Raw genomic sequence first — 21214 nt, forward strand, 5'->3', positions numbered from 1 at the left:
TGAGGGGACGGTTCGCTGGGAGCGGTACCAGTCAGGGCGGAAATTCAGCCCTCCCGATCGCTACACTCGCCGCAGCGCCGGCACCGCCGCCGACAGACCTCAGCCGGCGCCGATCCGATCGAATGGAGACGCCTGTGACCCGCGACAAAGCGGTCCCCCCCGGCATCGACCCTCGCATTCCCAGCGTGGCACGGGTCTATGACTTCTTCCTGGGCGGCAAGGACAACTTCGAGGTCGACCGGAAGGTCGCCGAGCACGCGCTGCGGATCACACCGGACGGTCCGGCAGCCGGCCAGGCCAATCGGGCCTTCCTGCGTCGAGTGGTTCGCTTCCTGGTCAGCGAGGCGGGCATCGACCAGTTCCTCGACATCGGATCAGGGCTTCCCACCCAGGGCAACGTGCACGAGGTCGCCACCGAGCGGAACCCGAAGGCTCAGGTGGTCTATGTGGACAATGACCCGATCGTCCTGACGCACGGGCGGGCTCTGCTCGCCGCGGAGGGCACCGCAACGGTGATCCAGGCAGACATCCGGGCACCACAGGAGATCCTCAACCATCCGGACGTACGACGGTTCCTCGACTTCGACCGGCCGATCGGGTTGCTGCTCTTCGCGATCCTGCACCACCTCGGTGACGAGGAAGACCCGCGAGCGGTGGCGGCGGCCTTGATCGACGCGCTGCCCTCCGGCAGCTACGTCGCGATCTCACACTTCCGCGACCCGGGTGAGCGGGACCCGGAGGGCTCCCGCAAGGCCCGCGAGGTCGAGCGGGTCTTCAACGAGTCGTTGGGCACCGGCCGCTGGCGTACGGACGAGGAAATCCTCTCGTTCGCCGACGGGCTGACAGTGCTGGAGCCGGGGCTGGTGCCGCTGGCCGAGTGGCGTCCAGAGCCGGACGCACCCGCTCCGACGCAAACCGACACCTATCACACCTTCGTCGGGCTCCTCGCCCGCAAACCGTAGGCGCTCCGCCCGCCGGTGACGACCGTCGGCCGGCGCCCCGGAAAGACGACAAGCACCAAACCCTCCTGAGCAGGCATTCTTGGCATATGGGCCAGCCAATGAACCTACCTCTGGAGGTACCACGATGTTCACCACGAAGTTCTGGAAGGCCACCGCCGAACGGGCGGTGAAGAGCGCCGCGCAGGGTCTGCTGCTCTACTGGGGCGCGGACGTCGTGTTCAACGCCTGGCACGCGGACTGGGCCGCGGCCGGTGGCATCGCATCCGGTGCGGCGGTGCTGTCGGTGCTCACCTCGCTGGTGAGTGCGAGGGTGTCGGGCGAGGGCGACTCGCCCAGCCTTGTCGGTGCCGAGCAGTAACCTCGCGTGGCTGCGAACGGTCACGTCCCCGCTGGCTTCGGCCGGCGGGGGCGTTTCAGCGCTCGAACGCGGACCACAGGTCGACGTTCAGCAGAGGCCCGCACCGATGCGCGACAGGTCGACCCCCGCGCCGAACCGCTCCTCCACCACATCCAGCAGCGTGCCGCAAACCCGGCGAAGGCCCAGGTTGCCAGCGGATCTCCACGGCATTAGGTTGAGGTTTCATCGATGAGCGTCTACATCGCAAGGTACGGGGGCCCGCATGTCCACGTCTGTCACTCGCCGCACCGTCCTGGCCGGAGGCGCCGGTGCCGCCATCGGCCTGGCGCTGCCCGGCCCCGCCGCCCACGCCGGCGGCCACCACCACCCCACCAGCGTGAGCTTCACCCTCGACGCGAAGACGCTCGACGGTGGTGAGCAGGTCACCTCGGTCACCCTCGACACCGGCCGGCTCGGGCCGATCGACCCCGCCGAGCTGACCCCCGGCACGTTCAGCGTGCATGCCAAGGCCACCAGCCCGATCCCGATCGCACCCGGCGATCTGATCTTCAGCGAGTACGACCTGGACCGCACGGTGACCGCGGCAAGGCTCGACCGACACGGAAACATCGTGCTGGAGCTGAGCCACGCCGAAGGTCAACCCGGCGGTGGCACCCTCGGCTACATCGTGAGCAGGGGCCGCAACGTCCGGCTGGACCTCGACTACACCATCAGGCAGAACACCCCGCTCGTCCGGCGCCACGGCTCGCCGGTCACCATCACGCGCTTCGTGCAGGGGCGGCTGTCGAACCCCGAGGTGGACGCCTTCAGCCATCACGTCTCGGGCTCGGGCCTGAAGTACCGGTTGTACTCACCGGAGCGGTCGCCCCGCCACGGTCGGCTGCCGCTGATCCTGTGGCTGCACGGCGGCGGCGAGGGTGCCTCACTGCCCGACGACTACTACGACAACGAGACCACGCTGCGCGCCAACCGCGGCGCGCTCGGCTTCGCCACCCCGGAGGCTCAACGGATCTTCTCCGGCGCGTACGTCGTCGCTCCGCAGAGCACCTCGTACTGGATGGAGGACGGTCCCCGGTTCGCCCCGCTGATCCGCGAGATCGTCCAGGACCTCGTACGCCGCAAGCGTGTCGATCCCGACCGGATCTACGTGGCCGGTTGCAGCAACGGCGGCTACATGTCCCTGGAGATGACGGTTGCCTATCCCGACCTGTTCGCCGCGTCGGTGCCGATCTGCGGCGTCGTCGAGCCGCTCGGCGGGGACGGCCCGCCGCTGATCACCGACGCGGAACTGGCGGCGATCCGCACCCCGACCTGGCTGGTCACCTCGCGCGACGACGACACGGTGCCACCCGAGACCAACACGATCCACGCCCACGACCTCATCCCGGGATCACTGATCACCCTGTACGACCACGTCGTCCGGGACGGCTACCAGTTCCCCGGTCACTGGTCCTGGATCTACGTGGCCCGCAACGACCCGAGCCGCAACGGCACCCACATCTGGCAGTGGATGGCCCGCCGCCGTCGGTGATCCGCCGTCCGGGTCGAAGGATCGGGCCGCACCATCGGCACCGGCCGAAGAATCGCTGGTATCGAACCAGCGACCTCTCGGCTATCGTGCGCGGTGGCACAAACCTTGCGAGGTGCCCCGCGCGAGTGGGGAGAATCGGGAAGCCGGTGTGAATCCGGCACGGGCCCGCCGCGGTGACCGGGGAGCTGCCACCCACGCGTACCAGACGCAGCCACTGGCCCTGATCGGCTGGGAAGGCGGGTGACCAGCGTAGATCCGGGAGTCCGAAGACCGGCCTCGCATCATCGGCCCTGCCAGGGGCACGAGCGCAGCGGGAGCCTGCCGTGAACACCGGACTCTACGAGACCATCCACCGCCGCCGGGACGTACGCGCCCAGTTCACCGGGGCGCCGATCCCCGACGAGACGTTGCACCGGATCCTCACGGCGGCACACGCCGCGCCGAGCGTCGGTCTCACCCAGCCCTGGGACTTCATCCTGGTCCGCGACCCCGATCTGCGACGGCAGTTCCACCGACACGTGGAGCGGGAACGGGACACCTTCGCGGCCACACTCGACCGTGACGCGGCGGAACGCTTCGCCCAAATCAAGATCGATGGCGTACGCGAGTCCACCTTGTCGGTCGTGGTCACCTACGACCCGGAGCGGGGTGGACCGGCCGTGCTCGGTCGTCACGCGATCGCCGACGCCGGCCTCTACTCGGTCTGTCTGGCGATCCAGAACCTGTGGCTGGCCGCGACCACCGAGCAGCTCGGAGTCGGTTGGGTCTCGTTCTACCGGGAGCCGTTCCTGCGCGACCTGCTCGGCATCCCGGCCACCGTCCGCCCAGTGGCGTGGCTCTGCCTCGGCCCGGTCACCCATCTGGAGCAGACGCCGGACCTGGAGCGGCACGGCTGGCGCCAGCGACGCCCGGTGTCGTCGGTGATCCACCACGATCGTTGGACGACCGCGTGACCGAGTGACCGAGTGACCGGGTGACTGGCGGGGCAGGGCCGCGCCAGTCCACCCACGTGTCACCGTGCCGCCCGAGACCAACACGATCAGCTCACCAGGTCACCGGCGCGGTACACGGCGAGCGGGCGGCGCAGCACCCTGATGTCGCTCGTCGGATCGCCGTCGACGATCAGCAGGTCGGCCTCGTACCCGAGGCGGACGCGGCCCTTGCGTCGTCCCAGGCCACACACCTCGGCGCCGATCGAGGTGGCCGCAGTGAGGGCGGCGGTGGCGGGAATGCCGTAGGCCACGTACTCGACGAGTGTCTCCGGCAGGATCCCGTGCGGCTTCGCAGGGCCGAGGCCCGCGTCCGAACCGGCCACCAGACGTACCCCTGCACGGTGCAGGGTGGCAGCGCCCTCACCCAGCGCGGCCTCGCTGAGCCCGGCCCGCGCCGCCATCGCCACCACCTCTGGTGGCGTGACCACCGCCGGATCGGTGCCGAGCGTGGCGCAGACCGCCATTCCGGACGCGGCCAGGCGGTCCGCGAGTTCGTCGGGGACGCGGGCCCCGGTCGCGGTCACGCACGTGCAGTGCTCGATGCCGTCCACACCGACGCGCAGCGCCTGCTCGACCGCGCTCAGCGCGTGCGCGTGCGCGGTCACCGGCAGGCCCAGGTCGCGCGCCTCGTTCAGGGCGGCGGTCAGCTCATCGTCGGTGAACTGCGGCGCGGTGGTGTCCGTGCCGGGGGTGAACACCCCGCCGCTGGCCATGATCTTCACCAGGTCGGCCCCGGCCGCCACCCGCAGCCGTACGGCCTCCCGCACGCCGTCGACACCGCTCGCCTCGCCCCCCAACGACCAGCAGTGCCCACCGATGCTGGTGACCGGCGCACCCGACCCCAGCACCGTCGGCAGGTAGTCACGCACCCCCCGAACCCGCCATCGGAGCACCGCGCCGCGTCGGTCGCCCAGGTCCCGTACCGTCGTGACCCCGGCCGCCAGATGCGCGCGCAGTGACGCCTCGACGACCGCGTCGAGGTCCGTCTCGGCGCGCTCGGCGAGCCGGCCGAGCGCGTCGGGCCCGGCATCGGCGCACAGGTGCACGTGCGCGTCGACCAGACCGGGCAGCAGCGTGCCGCCCGGCTCCTCGCGCACCGGCCAACCCTCCGGCGCCTCGGCCCGACCCCGGCGCACATCAGCGATGCGCCCTTCGTCGAGCAGGACCAGCACCCCGCCATCCACGAGCCGCTCGCCGTCGAACATCCGTTCCGCCCGGACAGCATGCTTGGTCATCGTCACCCCAGCCCTGGCCTGCGCGGCCACAGTCAGCACCGACGCCGCGGCGTCCTCGGTCTCCGGCGACCATCGGTCATGACCTGACCATCGCAGGGCCACCGGGTGTACGGCCTCCCTCGCCAGGGTGATCCCCCCTCCCTCTGGCGGGTCAGCCGGCGGGATGCCCTGCGCGAACGGGGAATCAGCGCTCAAGCGATGTTTCCCCTTCAGCTACCGTCGGTAGATGCCCGGTGCCCGAACCGCCGTGACCGCCCTGGTCGCCGTCACGGTCGTTGACGTCTTCCACACCATCGTCGCCCTCGCAGCGTACGAGCACCGGATCGGCGTAGTGACCCACGACGGGTCCGGCACGGTGGACATGCTCGACACCATCGTGCCGCTTCGTGACCTGTCCGCGGCGACGTTCTGTCTGCTGCTTCTCACGCTGCTTACCGCCTGGGCCAGCGTCGCCAACTGGGCCATCCGGGCCCGGAGCACCCGACCACCTGTCGCACCCACAGCGCCAGCGGCGCGGTGGCGGATGAGCGCGATCGTCGCCGTACCCCTCAACCTGATCGCAGCCGTGCAGTACCTGTCCGCCAGCGCGAACGGGGGCGAGTACATGCGCACCGTCCTGGCCGTAACCACCGTGCTGCTGGTGGCCGCGTCCGTGGCACTCGTGACCACCACGACCGCCGGTATCCAGGTCATCCGGCACACCGCAACGCACCAGCACACCGCCGGTGCCCGAGCCACAGCGGCTTAGTCGTCCACGTGACGCACCGTCGGCTGCAGTTCCATCGGTGTTGACCTGTCAAGACCGTCCATGAAGGTCGTGCTGCCGCCGCAGTTTGAACCTAACGGCAGCGCCGATCCCGGACGCCGGGACGTGTTACTCCCACAGATCGGCACCCTCTTTGCCGGCCGGGTCCGTCGCCAGCAGAGACTCATGAAGCCCTCCGATCTCGCGGCCCGTCGGGTTGCACTCCGCGTCCGTCTCGACCAGGTGCCAGCCGGGGTCGCTCTCTCGCGCCTCCGGGTCCCCGCCCTCGTCGAGGATGTGCACTGCGGCGGCGACCGCCTCGTACGCTCCGGCTCGCGCGACCAGCAGCACATCGTGGGGATCCGCGCCTGCCTCAATCAACCGCTGCGCGGCGGCCACGTCGCACAGAGCACTGGTATCCATCCACGGAGATATCGCCTGCCGCCACAGGGCGCGCAGAACCATGAACCGAGCCAGCTGCGGAATGTTCTCGCTGAGCTCCGACCTGGCCCACTCCTCCGGGTCTTGGGCTCCAAGCTCCTTGAACCTCTCCGCGAGCGACACAGCAGCATCGCGGACATCCGGCGGCAGGGTCCCCAACCAATCGCCCCACGTAGGCCACAAAATCACCACGTGATCATGCCGCTTCGGGCCAGAGCCGGATGAGGTACTGCGGCGGGTGCCGGGAATGGGGAATGCCTGAAAGGCCGCCAACCGAGCTTCGAAGTTGTCGGCATCGACGTCCCGGACCAGGAAGAGTCCGTTGTCGCTGGGGATGACAGCATCAGCGACGACCGCATGGCTTAGCTCCTTTGGAACCGCGCTGAGGGTCCCCACCTCTATACGAGCTGGGGATCCTCAGCGCACATCCTTGCCGGCGTGACACCGGTTTCTACTAATAGTCGCGAGGCCCGAACCTGGTCGGGTCCGGCCAGTCGACGCCCCCGGAGGTCCGGGACTCGTGGAGCACGAATGCTCCTGCCGAATCCCTGCTGATCAGGCCATCCCCGGGGTGTTGGCCGAAACTGAGGGCGGTGAGTTCGGTCCGGTTGGCCCAGTCTGTTCCAGTGCCGGTGTCGACGCTTGGGTCGAAGGTGGTGCCAGCGGCGTTGCCCGCGTAGAGGACCAGCTTGCCCGACGAGGACTGCACCGTGAGCAGATCGTCGTAGCTGTCACCGGTGAACTCACCCAAGGTGAGCTGCTTGCAGCACCCCCACGCCGCACCGACCTGCACACCAGCGTTGAACGAACCACCAGCGGCATTGCCCGCGTACATCAGAAGCTGCTGAGTGGAGCTCTTGACGGTGAGCAGATCGTCGTAGGCATCCCGATTCACCTTACCTACGGCCAGGTCACGAAGATCACTCGTCCAGCCGGCACCAATCTGAACCCGCGCACCGAACGCCCCGCCGGCGGCAGTGCCGGGATACAGCCACAACACCCCGCCACTGTCGATCAACGCGAGATCGTCATAGGCATCCCGGTTCAGACGACCGACGACGAACTCCCGATAGCTGCCCCAGCCGGTACCGACCTGGATGGGCGGGCCGAACGTGTCGCTGGAGGTTCCAGGGTGCAGCCACGGGACTCCGGCCGCGTCGACGCCAATGATGTCGGTGTAGGTGTCCCGGGTGAATTCGCCAGTGACCAGTTGGTTCAGTTCGTAGGGCTGGGGTGCCCACACCTTTCCGGCCGGCTGGACTCGGTTTGCCCAGGTGCTGTGATCGGTCCGGGGGTGGATCCAGGTCTGGCCCGTTGCGCTGTCGACTGCGAGTAGGTCTTCGGGGCCCGTACCGTCGAGCTGCCCTGCGGCAAGGTAGGAGGTGCTGTTCCAGGTGGTGCCGGTGCCGGTGTCGACGCTTGGGTCGAAGGTGGTGCCAGCGGCGTTGCCCGCGTAGAGGACCAGCTTGCCCGACGAGGACTGCACCGTGAGCAGATCGTCGTAGCTGTCACCGGTGAACTCACCCAAGGTGAGCTGCTTGCAGCACCCCCACGCCGCACCGACCTGCACACCAGCGTTGAACGAACCACCAGCGGCATTGCCCGCGTACATCAGAAGCTGCTGAGTGGAGCTCTTGACGGTGAGCAGATCGTCGTAGGCATCCCGATTCACCTTACCTACGGCCAGGTCACGAAGATCACTCGTCCAGCCGGCACCAATCTGAACCCGCGCACCGAACGCCCCGCCGGCGGCAGTGCCGGGATACAGCCACAACACCCCGCCACTGTCGATCAACGCGAGATCGTCATAGGCATCCCGGTTCAGACGACCGACGACGAACTCCCGATAGCTGCCCCAGCCGGTACCGATCAGTACGCGGTGGGCCCACACGTTGGGGGTGGAGGTGCCCGGGTAGAGCCAGAGCTTGCCTGCCCCGTCGACTCCGACCAGGTCTTGCAGGCCATCGCGGTTGAATTCGCCGGTGACCGGCTCCCGCAGCCGGCTGGGCTGCTCGGCGACGGTCGTGCGGATCCAGTTGGCCAGGTCGTCCGTGCGGGCCTCGACAGCGAGGTCGCGGGTTTCCGTCTCGCCGAGGCAGCCCTTCTGCCATGACGTGTCGTTGATTCCCATCAGCTCCACGCGGCCCTGCGTTTCGCGGAAGGCCGGGCCTCCGCCGTCACCCTTACACAGGGTGGCTCCCGCGGAAGCGCCGCGGAGTTGGAAGGAGGCGGGCGCCACCGACTCGACGGTGAACGAGCCGGCATGCAGCCGGCTAGGTACCCACTCGGTTGCCGTGCGGCCGTACCCGGCGACCCGCACCACATCACCTGCCTGCGGCGCGCTCCCGCCGAGCGACACAGGCGCAATGTTGGTCACTGGCGCCGACAACTCGGCGAGCGCGAGGTTGCGCTCCGGGTGCGACACTACAGACTGCACCATCAGACGGTGGCCGGTCACTCGCGTGAGATCAGTCCGTCCCAACAGGACGCTGGTAGGCCGCGCTGGCGCCCCGGCGGCAATCGGCGTGGTGCCATCTGTGAGGCAGGACTTGGCCGTCACGATCCAGCGGGCATCTACCAACGCACCAGTGCACGCGCGAACGTCGCCGAAGGAAACCTTGGCCACAAAAGGATAGGTTCCATCGGCCACCTCTTCGGCGCCAGCGATCGCCGAGGCACTACTAGCGGCGAGCAGACCGGCTACGGCGGTGGCGGCGATCAAACTGAGGCCCCATAAACGTATGCGTTTTCCCATTGCATCCCCCGTTGAAAATGAGCTTCCGAGCGGCATTGAGGCCGGTAGACGGGGAATTTAACGATCTTGGCGAGTCTTTTGGTGTATGGATCATGAACGTGGGGCCACAGTCGTCTATACAGCGGATAGAGCGAGCTAGCGATCGGATAGGGTTTCGCCGGATTCGGCTGGGAATAAGATGAGGCGATCGGCACGAGAAAGCAGCCACCTGAAACCGCTTCCTTCGGCGAGCGGAGTGCCCGGTGCCATCGGCATGACATGCACGAAGAATTGCTGGACATCGGATGCGTCTTCGGCTATGTTTTCGCATCTCGGATAGCAGATTGGCACGCACGGGACGCATGCGTTGTCGCAAAGCGACACCTTCCATCCCGGCGCATTACCCGCTGTCACAAAGAGCTTCAACACCTGCTGTTCACCCGCCGGCCCACCAGATGCGCCGGGAACGTCATCCCGGCAGAGCTACCGTGTGCTCCGCAACCCCACCCCTCCCTGGAGTCCGTCATCACTGCGAGTTGGCCGCTGCACCGTGCCGGCACCATTGCCTCGCCGCAAGATCTGACGTCCGTGTCCGCGGCCCCCGATGCGTCGAGGCCACGAGACGGCGAGGCCGAGCGACGACGCCATGCGACAGGGGTGTTGTTGTGGATTGCGCCCACCGTGCTCGCTGCTGGCCTGGGCCTGTGGCGGCTCACGGGGGCGTCGTTGTGGGCAGATGAGCTGGCCACCTGGGGCGCAGTGCGGATCTCCTGGTCGCAGCTGTGGCAGCTGTGCGGGTCGGTGGACGCCGTACTGTTGCCCTACTACGCGCTGATGAAGCTCTACACCACAGTTGCGGGGACCGGCACCGTGGCGTTGCGGCTGCCTTCAGTCGTCGCGATCACCATCGCGACGCTGGTCGTCACCGCCCTCGGTCGACGCGTTGGTGGGTCCGCGGTGGGCCTGCTTGCCGGGCTGATCTTCGCGATCCTGCCGGTGACATCGTGGTACGCACAAGAGGCACGGTCCTACGCCTTCGTCATCTGCGCGGCCGCGCTCGCCGTGCTGTGCCTGATCCGCCTGCTGGAGCGACCCACGCTCGGCCGGCTCGCGGGATACGCCGCCGCCGTCGCCACCGCAGGACTCCTGCACCCGCTCAACGGCCTGCTGATGCTCGCCGGCCATGCCGCCGCGGTCGCCGCCTGGCAGGTTACTCAACGCTCGGACGGATGGCGTACCACGTGGCGCTGGCTGGCTGCGGCGGTCGTCGGCGTCCTGCCGGCCGCGACGCTGTCGGTGCTCGGCTCCGGGCAGACCGCCCAAGTCTCCTGGATCCAACTGGTCGACCTCTATGCCCTGCAAGTCTTTCCCGAGCGGCTCTTCCTCTCACCAGCGGTCGGCGGAATCGTCCTCGTCCTCGCACTCGTCGCCGTGCGCCGCAGCGCCGCGTACCTCTGCCTAGCCGGAGCCGCGTTCGTCCCACTCGCCCTACTCCTGCTCGCCGGCACACAGCTGCCGGTCTGGGTCGCCCGATACGTCCTAGTGGTGCTGCCTGCCCTGGCCATCCTTGCCGCATCCGCTCTGATACGGATCGGGAAGCCGCAGGCGATCATCGTGACCGGCCTCGCCGGCATCTTGGCCTTCCCCGTGCATGTCACCATCCGGGAATCGCCCGGCCATACCCAGGACTCAGCCAAGATCGCACAGGTCATCGGCCCTCGCTACCGGCCCGGCGATGTCGTCGTCTTCTCCGACACCCACCCCAGCATCCCGTGGTCACCACGCGACATCTACGAACGCTACCTGCCCAGCCCACGCCCCCCGGACGTGCTGCGAATCGCACCGCAGCGCACCAACGGACGGTTCCTGGCCCAGGAATGCCCAGACGCCGCCTGCCTCGGCACCCCGCCACGCATCTGGGTCATCCGCGCCGACAACTCAACCGACGCGCTGAAGGACATGCCAAACGGCAAGCGAGAACGGATCAACAACGACTACAAGACAATCCAACGCTGGCAGTACCGACTTCTCGGCATCACCCTCATGGAACGCAGCCAGAACTGACGGCCCGCACCGAGGTGCCACGCCGCCGATTTGTGGCAAACAGCAGGAGCAGGAGGTTGAGCTGAGGGCGCCGAGAGCTGATCGGCTGAGCGGAGCAGCAGCCGCATCGGATGTATGCGCCCGGCCGTTCACCTTCGTCGCCGGTATCGGGCCGGCCCTGATCTTCGCTGCCACCCGGCCACGAGCGAACGCGCGCGGACCGCCGCAAGATGCAGTCCGGGGCAAGGCCACCTCGTCTCTCGCCCCAGTTCAGGCCCACGGCGGGAGGAGTCGCCGGAGTAGCCCTCCAGAAGGATCGGATCCAGGTACCGGACCGGGACGCGAACCTGAACCGTGATTCTGCTGGTGCGGTCGCAGGTGACCAGGAGCATGATGTCCAGGATTTTGCCGGTGCTGGCGAGGCCGGAATGGAAGTCGAGGCAGCGGAACGCGAGCAGGGGAAGGGGTGTGGGCGGAAGGGTCCAGCACGGAACGATATGAGGACGCGTAGACATGATCCCTCTAAAAGACCTGACGGAAGGCATGGGAAAAGAGCCGACGGCGAGGTCGGCGACCGATGCACGGAGAAGGTGTCAGGTCTAAAGAGCAGGCGGCGTCACGCGGCGTGAAGTCCTCTCGTGAGTGGGTCGGAGAACAGAGGTCCACTTGCAAGGTAGGGCGGCACGGGCTCGCGGGGCCATTCATTTTTGTCCCTGGACACAAGCCGCGAGACGGCCGATCTATCCCAACGGGCGTACGCGATCCTCGGTGACGGTCTTGGAGATCACCTCGACCTTGTCGAATCGGCTGGCAGCTGCCGGTCCAGTGCACGTCGGGGATGACCCCGTGACGTTACGGTTGAGCGGGATGTTTCTCGGTCCGGACGGGATGCGAGGCTGGACGCGTGGCTTCCGGATCGACGTACACGTGGACGACCCCGGCTGCCCGGCGGCTTGGTACGCACCTTGGACGCGTCGGTGTTTCTGAAGCCCGGCGACAGCGCGGTGGAGTATTACGGCGCCGGGCTCACCCTGCGCAGGTCGATGACATCCTCGCCCAGGTGGAGTTTGTCGCCGGGTTTCTCGACTCGTCCGCCCCGGACGCCCGCCAGTCCCTGAGCCGGCGCGACGCCGGCCGCCGGTGACGCCCACATGAGCTTGGTGTCGGCGTTCGCACCGATCTGGATCATTACCGCGGTCGGCTACGCGGCCTGTCGTTGGGGCCTGCTGGGCGAGGCGGTGGCGTCGGTGCTCGGCCGATTCGTGTTCCATCTTGCGATGCCGTCCGCCCTGTTCCTAGCCCTGTCCCGAATGCCGCTCTCCGGGTTCGCCGGCCGCCCACTGCTCGCCTTCGGGGTGAGCACGGCTGCGGTCGTCGGGTTCGGCTGGGTCGGCGCGAGCTGGCTGTTCGGTCGCAAGCCCGGCGAACGGCCGATCTGGGGCATGGCCGCCGGATACGTAAACTCGGCGAACCTCGGCATCCCGATCGCAACGCAGGTTCTCGGCAACGTGTCGTTCCTGGCGGAGGTGGTCCTGCTGCAGGTGTTGGTGGTGACGCCCGTGATCCTGGTCGCCCTGGACCGGCACAGCGACCCGGCGGGGCGGGTACGGATCCGCCGAATCGCCTCCCTGCCGGTACGCAACCCTGTGATCCTGGCGTCGCTGCTCGGTGTCGCGTTCTCTGCTGCCGGCCTGCATCTGCCGTCGACGGCCGGCGCGTCGCTCACCCTGTTGTCGGGCGCCGCGGTCCCGGCCGCCCTGGTCGCGCTCGGCGCGTCGCTGCACCACACGGCGCCGTCGCGGGCCGAGCCGGCCGAGCCGGCCGAGCTGGCCGAGCTGGCCGAGCTGGCCGTGATCACCGCGCTGAAGCTCGTCGCACAGCCGGTCATCGCGTACGCGGCCGGGCTTGCCTTGCACCTGTCCGCGCCGCAACTGCTCGCCGTGGTGGTGTGCGCAGGTCTGCCGACAGCGCAGAACACGTTCATCTACAGCCAGGAGTACGGCGTCGGCGAGGCGGTGGCCAACCGGGCGGTGGTGGTGACCACGACGCTGTCGCTGGCCACCCTGGCCACGGCGGCGGCGCTGCTCGGGTAGGTCCGTCAGCTGACGGGTCGGCTGCGCCGGGCCGTCCAAGCCACCCGGACGATCCCATCCGAATAGTTCCACAGGTACGTCAAGCGGCGCCTCGACGCCGATGACCTCGATTCCGGCGACGAACGGCAGAGCGTCGATGAGGCGTCAGAGGTGCAGCAGGCAGCGCGGGTTGGCGTCGAGTGTGGAAAAGAAGCTGGGGACGCTGTGCCAGCCGATGGCGAACGAGCCGAGCGCGGGTGACCAGGCGCCGTACGCGCGACTGGCGTTTCGTACCCGCTGGGTGATGCCCGCGTCGGTCGGGACGTCCCAGGACTCACTGACCTGGCTGAGCCGGGGGTCCGACCAGTACGGCGGCAGAATGTACTGCCGCAGGTCGCCGAACCGGTTCGGATTGCCATCGTGCAGCGCACGGGCGGCGCGGCCGGCGGCGATATGGTCCGGGTGGTTGTCGACGATGTGCGAGTGCGTCTTGATCCGCACCGGACCACCGGGCGCGATCCGGTCGGCGACAGCGACGATCGCCGCCTCCGCGTCGGCCTGCGTGATCGCCCCGTCCTGCAACCCGGCCTCGTGCAGGGTAAGCGTCCCCACCGTGCCAGCCGCCAGACACCGTACGGCGGCGGTCCCCTCGGCGATCCGAGCCGCTCCGAACTCATCCACCCCCAGCGGTTGATAGCCCTCCGCGGCGGGATCGTGCGCGACGCCCCACCAGGCCGACAACGCGGTGCCATTGAGCTGGTCACGAGCGCCGGACGCCGTCCCCCTCGACAGCCACAGCAGGTGCACGTCCTGCCCGGCCGCCAGGTGCTCGGCGAGAGCGACGCCCATCCCCAGGACCTCGTCATCCGGATGGGCCACGGCGAACAGGGCAGGAGATAACGCAGAGGCCCCGGCCGCGGAGCCTACGAAACCGGTCACGGCCACGCCTGCGGCGCCAGCGAGTACGTGTCGACGAGAAACCCCAGTCACCGTTCCCACCTACGTCAGAAGCGAACTGGCCGTCACCATAACGCGCGCCCGCCATGACCAGCGTCCAAGTTGAGGCGCGATCGCTTCAGCACACTGCCCTGCGGCCGAAGAAGTTCGGCGGCCACATCGTCGCCGCGCAATTCGACGGCCGCCACCAATCGAACCACCGCCGTGCACGTAAGGCTGTACGGCCCTGCGGTGAGCGGCGGCCTCCGGCACCGGGCCGACGGCGAGCTCACGATCGCCGTGCCTTGTCAGCGGCAGACGCGCGCACCGATCGTGGTGGAGAACCCGTGGATACACTGCATGACCATGCGCTCCGCCGAGATTCTCGACCAGCTCGACACCGCGGCCGCAGACTTCATGTTTCCTGACCTGGGCCACGGCTACTACTACGCGGTCGATGCCCGACTTCACGCCTACCGCGACGCGCAACGGTGGGCCCTCATCGTGGAAGCGTTGGGATACTCGCCCAGGGCCGGCAACCTCATCGACGTTCTTCACATTTTCGGCAACTGTCTGACCCAGGGCGAACCCGGCTACGGCAACGAGGACTTCCTCAGCCGGATCGACAACTGGGACGAGATCGAGGACGTCGACCAGCCCGAAGTCTATGATGGAGCGTCGATTGTGGTGCGAGGCCGGCGGATCGCGGTAGCCGCTGATCGGGGCGAGGAACTGGTGGACGTGTTTCGCCGGCTCGTCCCGGGCCACCGGGAGTTGCTCCTGGCCGACGAAGTCGAGCTGCGACAGCGCATCCCGGCCGACATCCCAGAGATCATGCGGCTGGATCAGTGGCACCATCCAGACCTTCTCCAGGACACACTCCCCAGTCAGTCAATGACCTTCCGCCAACTCGCCGACGTGCTGACGACAGGAGACGTGGGGCGATACGCACCAGACATGCCGCCCAACACGCACTGGTCCAACTGGCCAGAGTCCGGGAACCTGTAGCCCGGCCGATCGCGCACCGACAGTGGCAGACCCGGCGACCGGTACACCGCTTCCCAGCAGCTATGACCGAGAGACGGTGAGAGAGTCCTCGATCGGGTTAGACGTGGCCGGTCCAGGGGTGTCCCACGCCCGCGCGTACCACGCTGCGCCCGCGTGGCAGGTCAAGAACATCGATCAGGCTGGGGTCCTCGTCAGCGGCATGGTGCAGGTGCCCGACTTTGCCGTTGCTGCCGCTCGCGTCGGAGGCGCCGATCAACTGCCAGACTCCGTCGTCCGCGTCGTGACTGACGAACAGAACAGGCTCACGGCGTTCGAACACTTCAGGGGTCTGGATACAGACGGTGCCCAGCAGCCAGTGCCGCATCCACCAGGCTCGCCGGTCGTGCTGCACGACGTGGTCGGTGACCCACCAGACGAACGGCAGGTCCTCGTGGGCACGCGACTGCTCCGCTGTCAGGTCCGGACCGCCCTGCGGGACCCGCTCGAACGGCTCGTCGACGAGGGAGAACGCGTGAGAACCGTCGTTCGCGAAGACGACGGCATGGAAGGTGCCACCCCCAGGATTACCGGCACCAATCCCTACGGACAGACGGGCAACGTGCGGGTCCGAGCCGGTCGTCCAGCCGAACGCGTACGAGGCCAGCTCGCCATGCGGCCCCACGAACTCGCCGAACGCCCGCCGGTCCACGCCTCTGGCGTCGGCCGTCGGCACCTCAACGAGCGCACCTTCCAGCACCTGGATCTCCACGCCGGCAACCTAACTGATCGAGAACATCGTCCCGCGGTCGCACGCCACCCACCACTCACCACTCAACCTCGTACGACGACCGGGCCGACTGCGTGTTCTCGGTCCGTAGCTGCCGCGCCGGCACTTAGCAGGATCGATCGGTCGGAGAGCGCCCTGACAAATGGGGCGTCAGCGGTAGACGTGCGTGGAGCAGGCAGCCTCCAGGACGGTCCGCCGCCACCGGTGCCAGGCCGACGGAGCTACAGGCTCGGCGCTGCTCGTCGCCGTGGCGGTCCTGTTGGCGGTCGGCACGGCCACGGCCTGGGGGGCGGCGACACGCTGGGACTGAGCCACGCCCCGGCGCCGTGCCGCGCGAGGACGCCGGCGCGGACGCCCGCGCCGGTCCCGCCGTTGGCGTCGCTCGTCGTACCCGACGAGCCGCGCGTCGCGGACCTGTCGGCGGTGAGCACGCTGCGGGCGGGCTGACCACCCTCAGCGGGACGCCCGAGTCGTACCGGCGCTCGACGTGCGCGGCACGGGAGCCCGCTCATTAGGGGCGGGCTCCCGAACACACCCCGCTGGGCTTCCAGTCCTTGGTAACCCAGCATTTGCCTGATCAAAGCCCCTCGACCAGCCGGGCTCAGTCGAGCGGTCGGTTATATTCGTGGAAGCCGACGACCTTGCCGTTTCGAACCATGAAGTGGATGCAGTGACGGGCCGCGTACGGCTCGTTGAAGAAGACACCCCGAGCCCAGTCCTCGAAGACGACGCGATCCTCGGCTACGGTCCTGGAAATCACCTCGACCATGTCGAAGCGGCTGGCACCAGGTGCGAACACGCTGAAGAAGCCGACCAGTTTCTTGCGCCCCTCGACCCCGGTGAAGTGACCGGTCTGCGGGGCCGGGAGGATCACGTCCACCTCATCGTCAAACAGGTCGAAGAAGCTCTCCCACGAACCGGTCTGGAACCCTTGGATCAGGGCGTCGTACGCCATGTCGGCGATCACTCGAACATCGTCGCTCATCGTCTATTTCCTTTTGAGTCTGCTCTTGCCAGATCGGTGCGCAGGGGGATGTGTCCACTATCGGATGCCGTGCGACCAGCACATGAGACCGTCCGCTCACCGACCCGAGGGGGCGGCTGTGGGCGTGACCGGTACCGCTCAGGCCCACAGCGTCAACAACTGCCGCATGGATGTTTCGTACGCCCACCAGCACCGCCACAGGTCATCAGTCCGTGGCAGCAATGGGCGCCCGGGGGGTCAGGTGACGTTGCGGATGTGGCCCCCGTCGACGCGGATGTTGGCGCCACTGATGTATCCGGCCAGCGGGCTGGCGAGGAACGCGACCGCCGTGGCGATCTCGTCCGGCCGGCCGAGTCGCCCGACATCGTTGGGCACCAACTCGTTCGTCGCGTCCTGCTCAATCTGCTCCCAGGTCTCGCCCCAGCCCCGCTCGGGAGCAATCTCGATCAGCAGGTCCTTGACCGCCTCGACGAGGATCGCGCCGGGCGCGACGATGTTGGACGTCACGCCGGTACCCCTCAGTTCCCGCGCGAGTGAGACCGCCAGGTTGTGTCGGGCGGCGAGGGTGGCGTTGTACTGCGGGTGCTGGAACAACGGCTGGGTCGCGAGGCCGCCACCAATGGTGATCACACGCCCCCAGCCACGCTCGCGCATGGCAGGCACAAGTCGCTGGATCATCCGTACGCCGGAGATCACGTTTCCCTCGTAGGTCTCGCGCCAGGAGTCCGCCGTGGCGTCGGTCCAAGAGAGGTGCTTGTAGGCACCGGCGTTGTTGACCAGGATGTCGACCGGGCCTCCGGCCAGCGCCGCCGTGGCTACCGCGTCCGCACCCTCGTCCGTGGTGAGGTCACCGAGGGCGATGTCGGCTTTCCCGCCGACTGCGCGGACCGCTTCGGCCACCGCCGTGGCCCGCTTCTCACTCCGTCCGTGCACGATCACCTGAGCGCCTTCGGCGGCGAGCAGTCGCACCATCGCCTCACCGAGCCCGGAGCTCGAGCCCGTCACCAGGGCACGCTTGCCGTTCAGTTGCAGGTCCATCGCTTCTCCTCTTCCTCACTCGTCAGGCTGGTATGTCTACGACTGTAGACATGACCAACCCCGAGTAGTCTACACTCGTAGACGTGACGGTAGACACAGACGAATCCGGCGTCGGCCCGCGACGGCGCAACGCCAGCGCCACCCGCGAGGCGATCCTGAACTCAGCGATAGAGGCATTCACCCGCCTCGGCTACGACGGTGCCGGCGTACGCGAGGTCGCCGGGGCCGCCGGAGTGACCGCAATGCTGGTCAACCGCTACTTTGGCTCCAAGGAACAGCTGTTCGCCGAGGCCGTCGACCGCGCGTTCGCGCCGCGAACCGTCATCAGCAACGACCCGAGCGAGCTGAGCGAACGGACGGCCACCAGGCTTGCTGAGCGGACCTCACCAGACGCAGACGACCTCGACCCGTTCCTGCTGATGTTGCGATCCGCAGCCAATCCACGAGCCGCCGAGATCATCCGCACGGGCATCGAAAATCACGTCGGGCGGCACCTGACCGACATCCTGCCCGGGCCCGATGCCGCCCCACGCGCGGAACTGCTTCTCTCCCTGATCGCCGGAGTGTGGCTGATGCGAAAGGTCATCGCGACCCCGGCACTCGCCGGCATGGATCAAGACGCTCTTACCCGACAACTGCACGATCTGATGGAGGTTCTCGTCAACGCACCGCCGGCCACCAGCGACGGCGAAGCCGCACCCGGTGCGATCAGCCCCAGTTGACGGCACCGACGCAGGGCGGCTGGCTGGACCACCGCCACCGATACCGGTTCTCTGCGAACCGGGAAGCGGCCTCTGACCTGTAAAAACTGAGAGTGGGCGATGCTGGTATCGAACCAGCGACCTCTTCGGTGTGAACTCTCGGCAAGCCGGTCGGCTCGGGTTTGATGCGAGGTCAGACGGCCTGCTCGCGCGCTTCTCGGCTCGGTTCGGCCGGGACCGTTGCTGTACTTCGCTGCTGTACTGCTGGCATCAAACGAGGCGTTGGACCCGCACCTGCGAATGCACGTTTCTCAGGTGTCCATGCTTGTGTTGGCGGACCTGCTCGTCCCAGACCTCCTGGTCGTAGTCCGGGTCCGGGGCGATCCACTTATGGGAGCCGTCGCTGTAGTGGAACTTCTCGTCACCGCGTCGCAGGATGCTCATCGGGTCCAGCCGAGGAAGCGGTAATGCAGGTGACCGGCGGGAACGTGGGCCAGGTCTTGGGCGGCGTCGACGAGTTGGGCAGCCAAGTAGAGGGCCAGTGACACCGGGGCTCGGTCGTACTCGGCTCGCAGCTCTTGGCACCGGGTCGGGCATGGCCACTCCCCCGGACAGCCGCCGCACGTCCAAGCCGGCAGGATCGGGTGGTGAGTCGTCACTGCGGGCCATCCTGGCTCGGCCAGTGGCCGCGGTTGATCGGGATGCGATGGCGACTTCGACATGGCAACTCGCCTCCGCAGCGGCAGATACGCCGCCAGTGTCGCCAGGACCAGACTGGCCGATGACGGCGAGCGAGAGTCAGCGCCACCGCCAGCACGTATTCGTCGTACGAAACTCGCTTCACTGGCTCGCCTCGCCCGCTCGCGCCAGGGCCTGCCCCTGTCCTTGCCGAAGGGAGCACTGCCGTCTCCTTGTGCCAGAGCAATCTGGAGGCGTGGATGCCCGAACGCGGGGGACGCGCCGAACATCCACGCCGGCGAGGACGGCCCACAGCGCCAACCGAGGGAATCGACCTCCTCGGCAACCTCCCATAGGTACCGTTGGGTAGTCAAGGGCTGACGTAGGTGGTCTACTCGTGTTGCCAACCGAGGAGAACCACGTGCCACCGCGTTACCGCTACGAGCAGATTGCCGACGACCTCGCCGAACGCATCGCGTCAGGCGAGTTCCAGCCCGGCTCCAAGCTGCCCAGCCGGCGAGAGCTGATCGAGCACTACGGGGTCACCGAGCCGGTAATCGACCGTGCCATGCAGGTCCTACGGATCAAAGGGATGACCGAAACGCTACCCGGCGTTGGCGTCTTCGTCGCTGAGTAGATCTCTCGCAGAGCCGGCCGCCACGCCCGCGACATCTCGCTTACAAGCTCTGTTCATCTCGTCCGGTGGCGTCCGTCTGTGTCTGTAACCTCGGGCGACCGCCCGCGCCCGGTCGTTGCCGGCTGTCCACGTCCGGGCCGGTTGCTGTCGCCGTTGCTGCCGACAGCACCAGGACGACCACCCAGGAGCAGAGAAGTCAGGGAAGGCTCTCTTCCTGCCCGGCCTCCAATCGGTCTGCCCGACTGTGAAGCTCCGCAGCTTTGGCATCCCAGTCGGGACCGAAAGCATGTAGGTCGCTGGCCGCCACACGCAACAGTTCGGCATCCTCCGGCCGTTGAAGGCAGGCCAGCCGGAACGCGAGGTTTCGCGCCCAGACCGGAAGACCTATCCAGTCCTCCTCCAGCGTCACCTCCAGCATCGCCACGATTTCGTCAGCCGATGCGAAGGTCACCACCTCGACATATGCACTGGCAACTCTCTCGCTGTACTCCCGACCAGCGAGCAGCCGGGCCAACTCAAGCAGCGACATGCACTCCGGTGCGAAGGGCTCGGCGTCTGCGGACTTCTCGGGACGATCCCTGGTACCCCTATCCAGCAACGCCCGCAACCAACCCGTCCTATTCACGACTTAGAAGCTAACCCTCCCCACCTGGCGAACCCAGCACGGCACAAACGCCCGGCGGCGGCTGGACGCAGGTGAGTTGAAGCGGACTGGGCGCCGCTGCCGCGCTACCAGCGGCGATGTTGTCCGACACCTGTTCACAAGCTGTCTCGGGCTGCCATGGCCGCTCGCTGCTTGACGACGTTCACGGTGTCTTGTGCCCCCTGTGTGCCCCACGGCCCGGCACGGCGTGGTTAGCTGCCGGCACCCGGCAGCCGACCGCAAGGGGATCGACATGGCGTTGACCAAGAAGGGCTCACGGCTCATCACGGTCGATGGCATCGTCTTCAAGTGGCGAGTGCGCGGGAAGCCAACCTACGCCCAAGCGCTCTGCGAGCGACCACTAACACTCGCCATCGAGCAAGCCGACTGCAAGGGCAGCGTGATGCTGGTCAGCATGCCTCAGGACCATCCGAGCAACTGGATTGGTGGCCAGTCGGTCCCTGTACTCCGTCGACGGTTGCGGCGGTCGTCCGCAAGGCTCTGGCTGAGGGATGGCAACCTAGCCAGCCAGCGGCGGCCTTCCACATGACTGCGCTCGACGTATCGCCAAAGCCGCGGACTCCTTGACCCCCAGGCAACCAACACGGCTCTCTGACCTGCCGCCGTTCCCGGGCTAAGCTGCTGCGACGATCCTCAGCCGTGCATGTTTGTCCACCGGCGTCCGTCGTGGTCGTCACTCAGTTAGTCA

General features: G+C 67.6%; 20 protein-coding genes and 1 riboswitch. Of the genes, 10 read left to right on the forward strand and 10 right to left on the reverse strand.

Annotation, left to right across the window (positions count from 1 at the left end; all coding sequences use genetic code 11):
• The first annotated feature begins 122 nt into the window (after window positions 1-122).
• The 4 genes from ABGB10_RS23760 to bluB all read left to right on the forward strand — a co-directional run bounded on the left by ABGB10_RS23760 (window position 123) and on the right by bluB (window position 3804).
• Window positions 123-962, forward strand: a complete 840-nt coding sequence (locus ABGB10_RS23760; RefSeq protein WP_347663164.1) for an SAM-dependent methyltransferase — start codon at window positions 123-125, stop codon at window positions 960-962.
• A gap of 124 nt (window positions 963-1086) precedes the next feature.
• Window positions 1087-1320, forward strand: a complete 234-nt coding sequence (locus tag ABGB10_RS23765) for a holin (protein ID WP_347663165.1) — start codon at window positions 1087-1089, stop codon at window positions 1318-1320.
• Between the two features lie 262 nt (window positions 1321-1582).
• A complete protein-coding gene (locus ABGB10_RS23770; protein WP_347663166.1) occupies window positions 1583-2851 on the forward strand; it encodes a PHB depolymerase family esterase in 1269 nt (422 codons plus the stop codon).
• Between the two features lie 93 nt (window positions 2852-2944).
• Window positions 2945-3145, forward strand: a riboswitch (cobalamin riboswitch).
• Window positions 3146-3174: 29 nt separating this feature from the next.
• Complete coding sequence (gene bluB / locus ABGB10_RS23775; protein WP_347663167.1) at window positions 3175-3804, forward strand: 5,6-dimethylbenzimidazole synthase; 630 nt, start codon at window positions 3175-3177, stop codon at window positions 3802-3804.
• Between the two features lie 86 nt (window positions 3805-3890).
• Here bluB and ABGB10_RS23780 read toward each other — a convergent pair whose 3' ends face one another.
• Window positions 3891-5078 carry an amidohydrolase family protein gene (locus tag ABGB10_RS23780; protein ID WP_347663168.1) on the reverse strand — a complete coding sequence of 396 codons (1188 nt, stop codon included), beginning with the start codon at window positions 5076-5078 and terminating at the stop codon, window positions 3891-3893.
• Window positions 5079-5304: 226 nt separating this feature from the next.
• Here ABGB10_RS23780 and ABGB10_RS23785 point away from each other — a divergent pair, with 226 nt between their 5' ends.
• Window positions 5305-5826 carry a hypothetical protein gene (locus tag ABGB10_RS23785; RefSeq protein WP_347663169.1) on the forward strand — a complete coding sequence of 174 codons (522 nt, stop codon included), beginning with the start codon at window positions 5305-5307 and terminating at the stop codon, window positions 5824-5826.
• A 126-nt stretch (window positions 5827-5952) separates the two neighbouring features.
• Here the strand turns inward: ABGB10_RS23785 and ABGB10_RS23790 are convergent, their stop codons facing one another.
• Both ABGB10_RS23790 and ABGB10_RS23795 read right to left on the reverse strand, forming a co-directional pair.
• Window positions 5953-6660, reverse strand: a complete 708-nt coding sequence (locus ABGB10_RS23790; protein WP_347663170.1) for a hypothetical protein — start codon at window positions 6658-6660, stop codon at window positions 5953-5955.
• A 58-nt stretch (window positions 6661-6718) separates the two neighbouring features.
• The gene (locus ABGB10_RS23795) at window positions 6719-8986 is read right to left on the reverse strand and encodes a S1 family peptidase (protein ID WP_347663171.1); all 2268 of its coding nucleotides are present in this window, start codon (window positions 8984-8986) and stop codon (window positions 6719-6721) included.
• A gap of 600 nt (window positions 8987-9586) precedes the next feature.
• Here ABGB10_RS23795 and ABGB10_RS23800 point away from each other — a divergent pair.
• A complete protein-coding gene (locus tag ABGB10_RS23800; RefSeq protein WP_347663172.1) occupies window positions 9587-11062 on the forward strand; it encodes a glycosyltransferase family 39 protein in 1476 nt (491 codons plus the stop codon).
• A gap of 1130 nt (window positions 11063-12192) precedes the next feature.
• Window positions 12193-13134, forward strand: a complete 942-nt coding sequence (locus tag ABGB10_RS23805) for an AEC family transporter (RefSeq protein ID WP_347663173.1) — start codon at window positions 12193-12195, stop codon at window positions 13132-13134.
• Between the two features lie 144 nt (window positions 13135-13278).
• Here ABGB10_RS23805 and ABGB10_RS23810 read toward each other — a convergent pair whose 3' ends face one another.
• Window positions 13279-13992 (reverse strand): PIG-L family deacetylase, encoded by a 714-nt coding sequence (locus ABGB10_RS23810; protein ID WP_347663174.1) that lies wholly within the window; start codon window positions 13990-13992, stop codon window positions 13279-13281.
• A gap of 309 nt (window positions 13993-14301) precedes the next feature.
• Between ABGB10_RS23810 and ABGB10_RS23815 the strand changes: the two genes are divergently transcribed.
• Window positions 14302-15057 carry a hypothetical protein gene (locus tag ABGB10_RS23815; RefSeq protein ID WP_347663175.1) on the forward strand — a complete coding sequence of 252 codons (756 nt, stop codon included), beginning with the start codon at window positions 14302-14304 and terminating at the stop codon, window positions 15055-15057.
• Between the two features lie 97 nt (window positions 15058-15154).
• Here the strand turns inward: ABGB10_RS23815 and ABGB10_RS23820 are convergent, their stop codons facing one another.
• From ABGB10_RS23820 to ABGB10_RS23830, 3 genes are all read right to left on the reverse strand, one after another.
• Window positions 15155-15805: a hypothetical protein gene (locus tag ABGB10_RS23820; RefSeq protein ID WP_347663176.1), complete on the reverse strand. Its 651-nt coding sequence runs from the start codon at window positions 15803-15805 to the stop codon at window positions 15155-15157.
• Between the two features lie 619 nt (window positions 15806-16424).
• On the reverse strand, window positions 16425-16808 hold the full coding sequence (locus tag ABGB10_RS23825) for a nuclear transport factor 2 family protein (protein WP_347663177.1): 384 nt from the start codon (window positions 16806-16808) through the stop codon (window positions 16425-16427).
• Between the two features lie 237 nt (window positions 16809-17045).
• Window positions 17046-17846 (reverse strand): SDR family NAD(P)-dependent oxidoreductase, encoded by an 801-nt coding sequence (locus ABGB10_RS23830; RefSeq protein WP_347663178.1) that lies wholly within the window; start codon window positions 17844-17846, stop codon window positions 17046-17048.
• 83 nt (window positions 17847-17929) lie between these two features.
• Between ABGB10_RS23830 and ABGB10_RS23835 the strand changes: the two genes are divergently transcribed.
• A complete protein-coding gene (locus tag ABGB10_RS23835; protein ID WP_347663179.1) occupies window positions 17930-18568 on the forward strand; it encodes a TetR family transcriptional regulator in 639 nt (212 codons plus the stop codon).
• Window positions 18569-18817: 249 nt separating this feature from the next.
• On the opposite strand, the gene ABGB10_RS23840 is transcribed toward ABGB10_RS23835, so the two are convergent.
• Window positions 18818-18991 (reverse strand): hypothetical protein, encoded by a 174-nt coding sequence (locus ABGB10_RS23840; RefSeq protein ID WP_347663180.1) that lies wholly within the window; start codon window positions 18989-18991, stop codon window positions 18818-18820.
• A complete protein-coding gene (locus ABGB10_RS23845; RefSeq protein WP_347663182.1) occupies window positions 18988-19206 on the reverse strand; it encodes a flavin reductase in 219 nt (72 codons plus the stop codon). Before ABGB10_RS23845 ends, ABGB10_RS23840 begins: the two co-directional genes overlap by 4 nt.
• A 440-nt stretch (window positions 19207-19646) precedes the next feature.
• Between ABGB10_RS23845 and ABGB10_RS23850 the strand changes: the two genes are divergently transcribed.
• Window positions 19647-19862, forward strand: coding sequence for a GntR family transcriptional regulator (locus ABGB10_RS23850; RefSeq protein WP_233578732.1), 216 nt, complete (start codon window positions 19647-19649; stop codon window positions 19860-19862).
• Window positions 19863-20058: 196 nt separating this feature from the next.
• Here ABGB10_RS23850 and ABGB10_RS23855 read toward each other — a convergent pair whose 3' ends face one another.
• Window positions 20059-20391, reverse strand: coding sequence for a hypothetical protein (locus ABGB10_RS23855; protein ID WP_347663183.1), 333 nt, complete (start codon window positions 20389-20391; stop codon window positions 20059-20061).
• Between the last annotated feature and the right edge of the window lie 823 nt (window positions 20392-21214).

It is taken from the genome of Micromonospora sp. B9E7, assembly GCF_039871815.1.
In the GTDB taxonomy this organism is placed as follows: Bacteria; Actinomycetota; Actinomycetes; order Mycobacteriales; family Micromonosporaceae; genus Micromonospora.

Bases quoted from the DNA above. Each gene is read 5' to 3' on its own strand.
- ABGB10_RS23770 (WP_347663166.1), top strand. From the start codon at position 1,583: ATGTCCACGTCTGTCACTCGCCGCACCGTCCTGGCCGGAGGCGCCGGT.
- ABGB10_RS23785 (WP_347663169.1), top strand. From the start codon at position 5,305: ATGCCCGGTGCCCGAACCGCCGTGACCGCCCTGGTCGCCGTCACGGTC.
- ABGB10_RS23855 (WP_347663183.1), bottom strand. From the start codon at position 20,391: ATGTCGCTGCTTGAGTTGGCCCGGCTGCTCGCTGGTCGGGAGTACAGC.
- ABGB10_RS23765 (WP_347663165.1), top strand. From the start codon at position 1,087: ATGTTCACCACGAAGTTCTGGAAGGCCACCGCCGAACGGGCGGTGAAG.
- ABGB10_RS23840 (WP_347663180.1), bottom strand. From the start codon at position 18,991: ATGAGCATCCTGCGACGCGGTGACGAGAAGTTCCACTACAGCGACGGC.
- ABGB10_RS23805 (WP_347663173.1), top strand. From the start codon at position 12,193: ATGAGCTTGGTGTCGGCGTTCGCACCGATCTGGATCATTACCGCGGTC.
- ABGB10_RS23780 (WP_347663168.1), bottom strand. From the start codon at position 5,078: ATGACCAAGCATGCTGTCCGGGCGGAACGGATGTTCGACGGCGAGCGG.
- ABGB10_RS23825 (WP_347663177.1), bottom strand. From the start codon at position 16,808: ATGAGCGACGATGTTCGAGTGATCGCCGACATGGCGTACGACGCCCTG.
- ABGB10_RS23760 (WP_347663164.1), top strand. From the start codon at position 123: ATGGAGACGCCTGTGACCCGCGACAAAGCGGTCCCCCCCGGCATCGAC.
- ABGB10_RS23830 (WP_347663178.1), bottom strand. From the start codon at position 17,846: ATGGACCTGCAACTGAACGGCAAGCGTGCCCTGGTGACGGGCTCGAGC.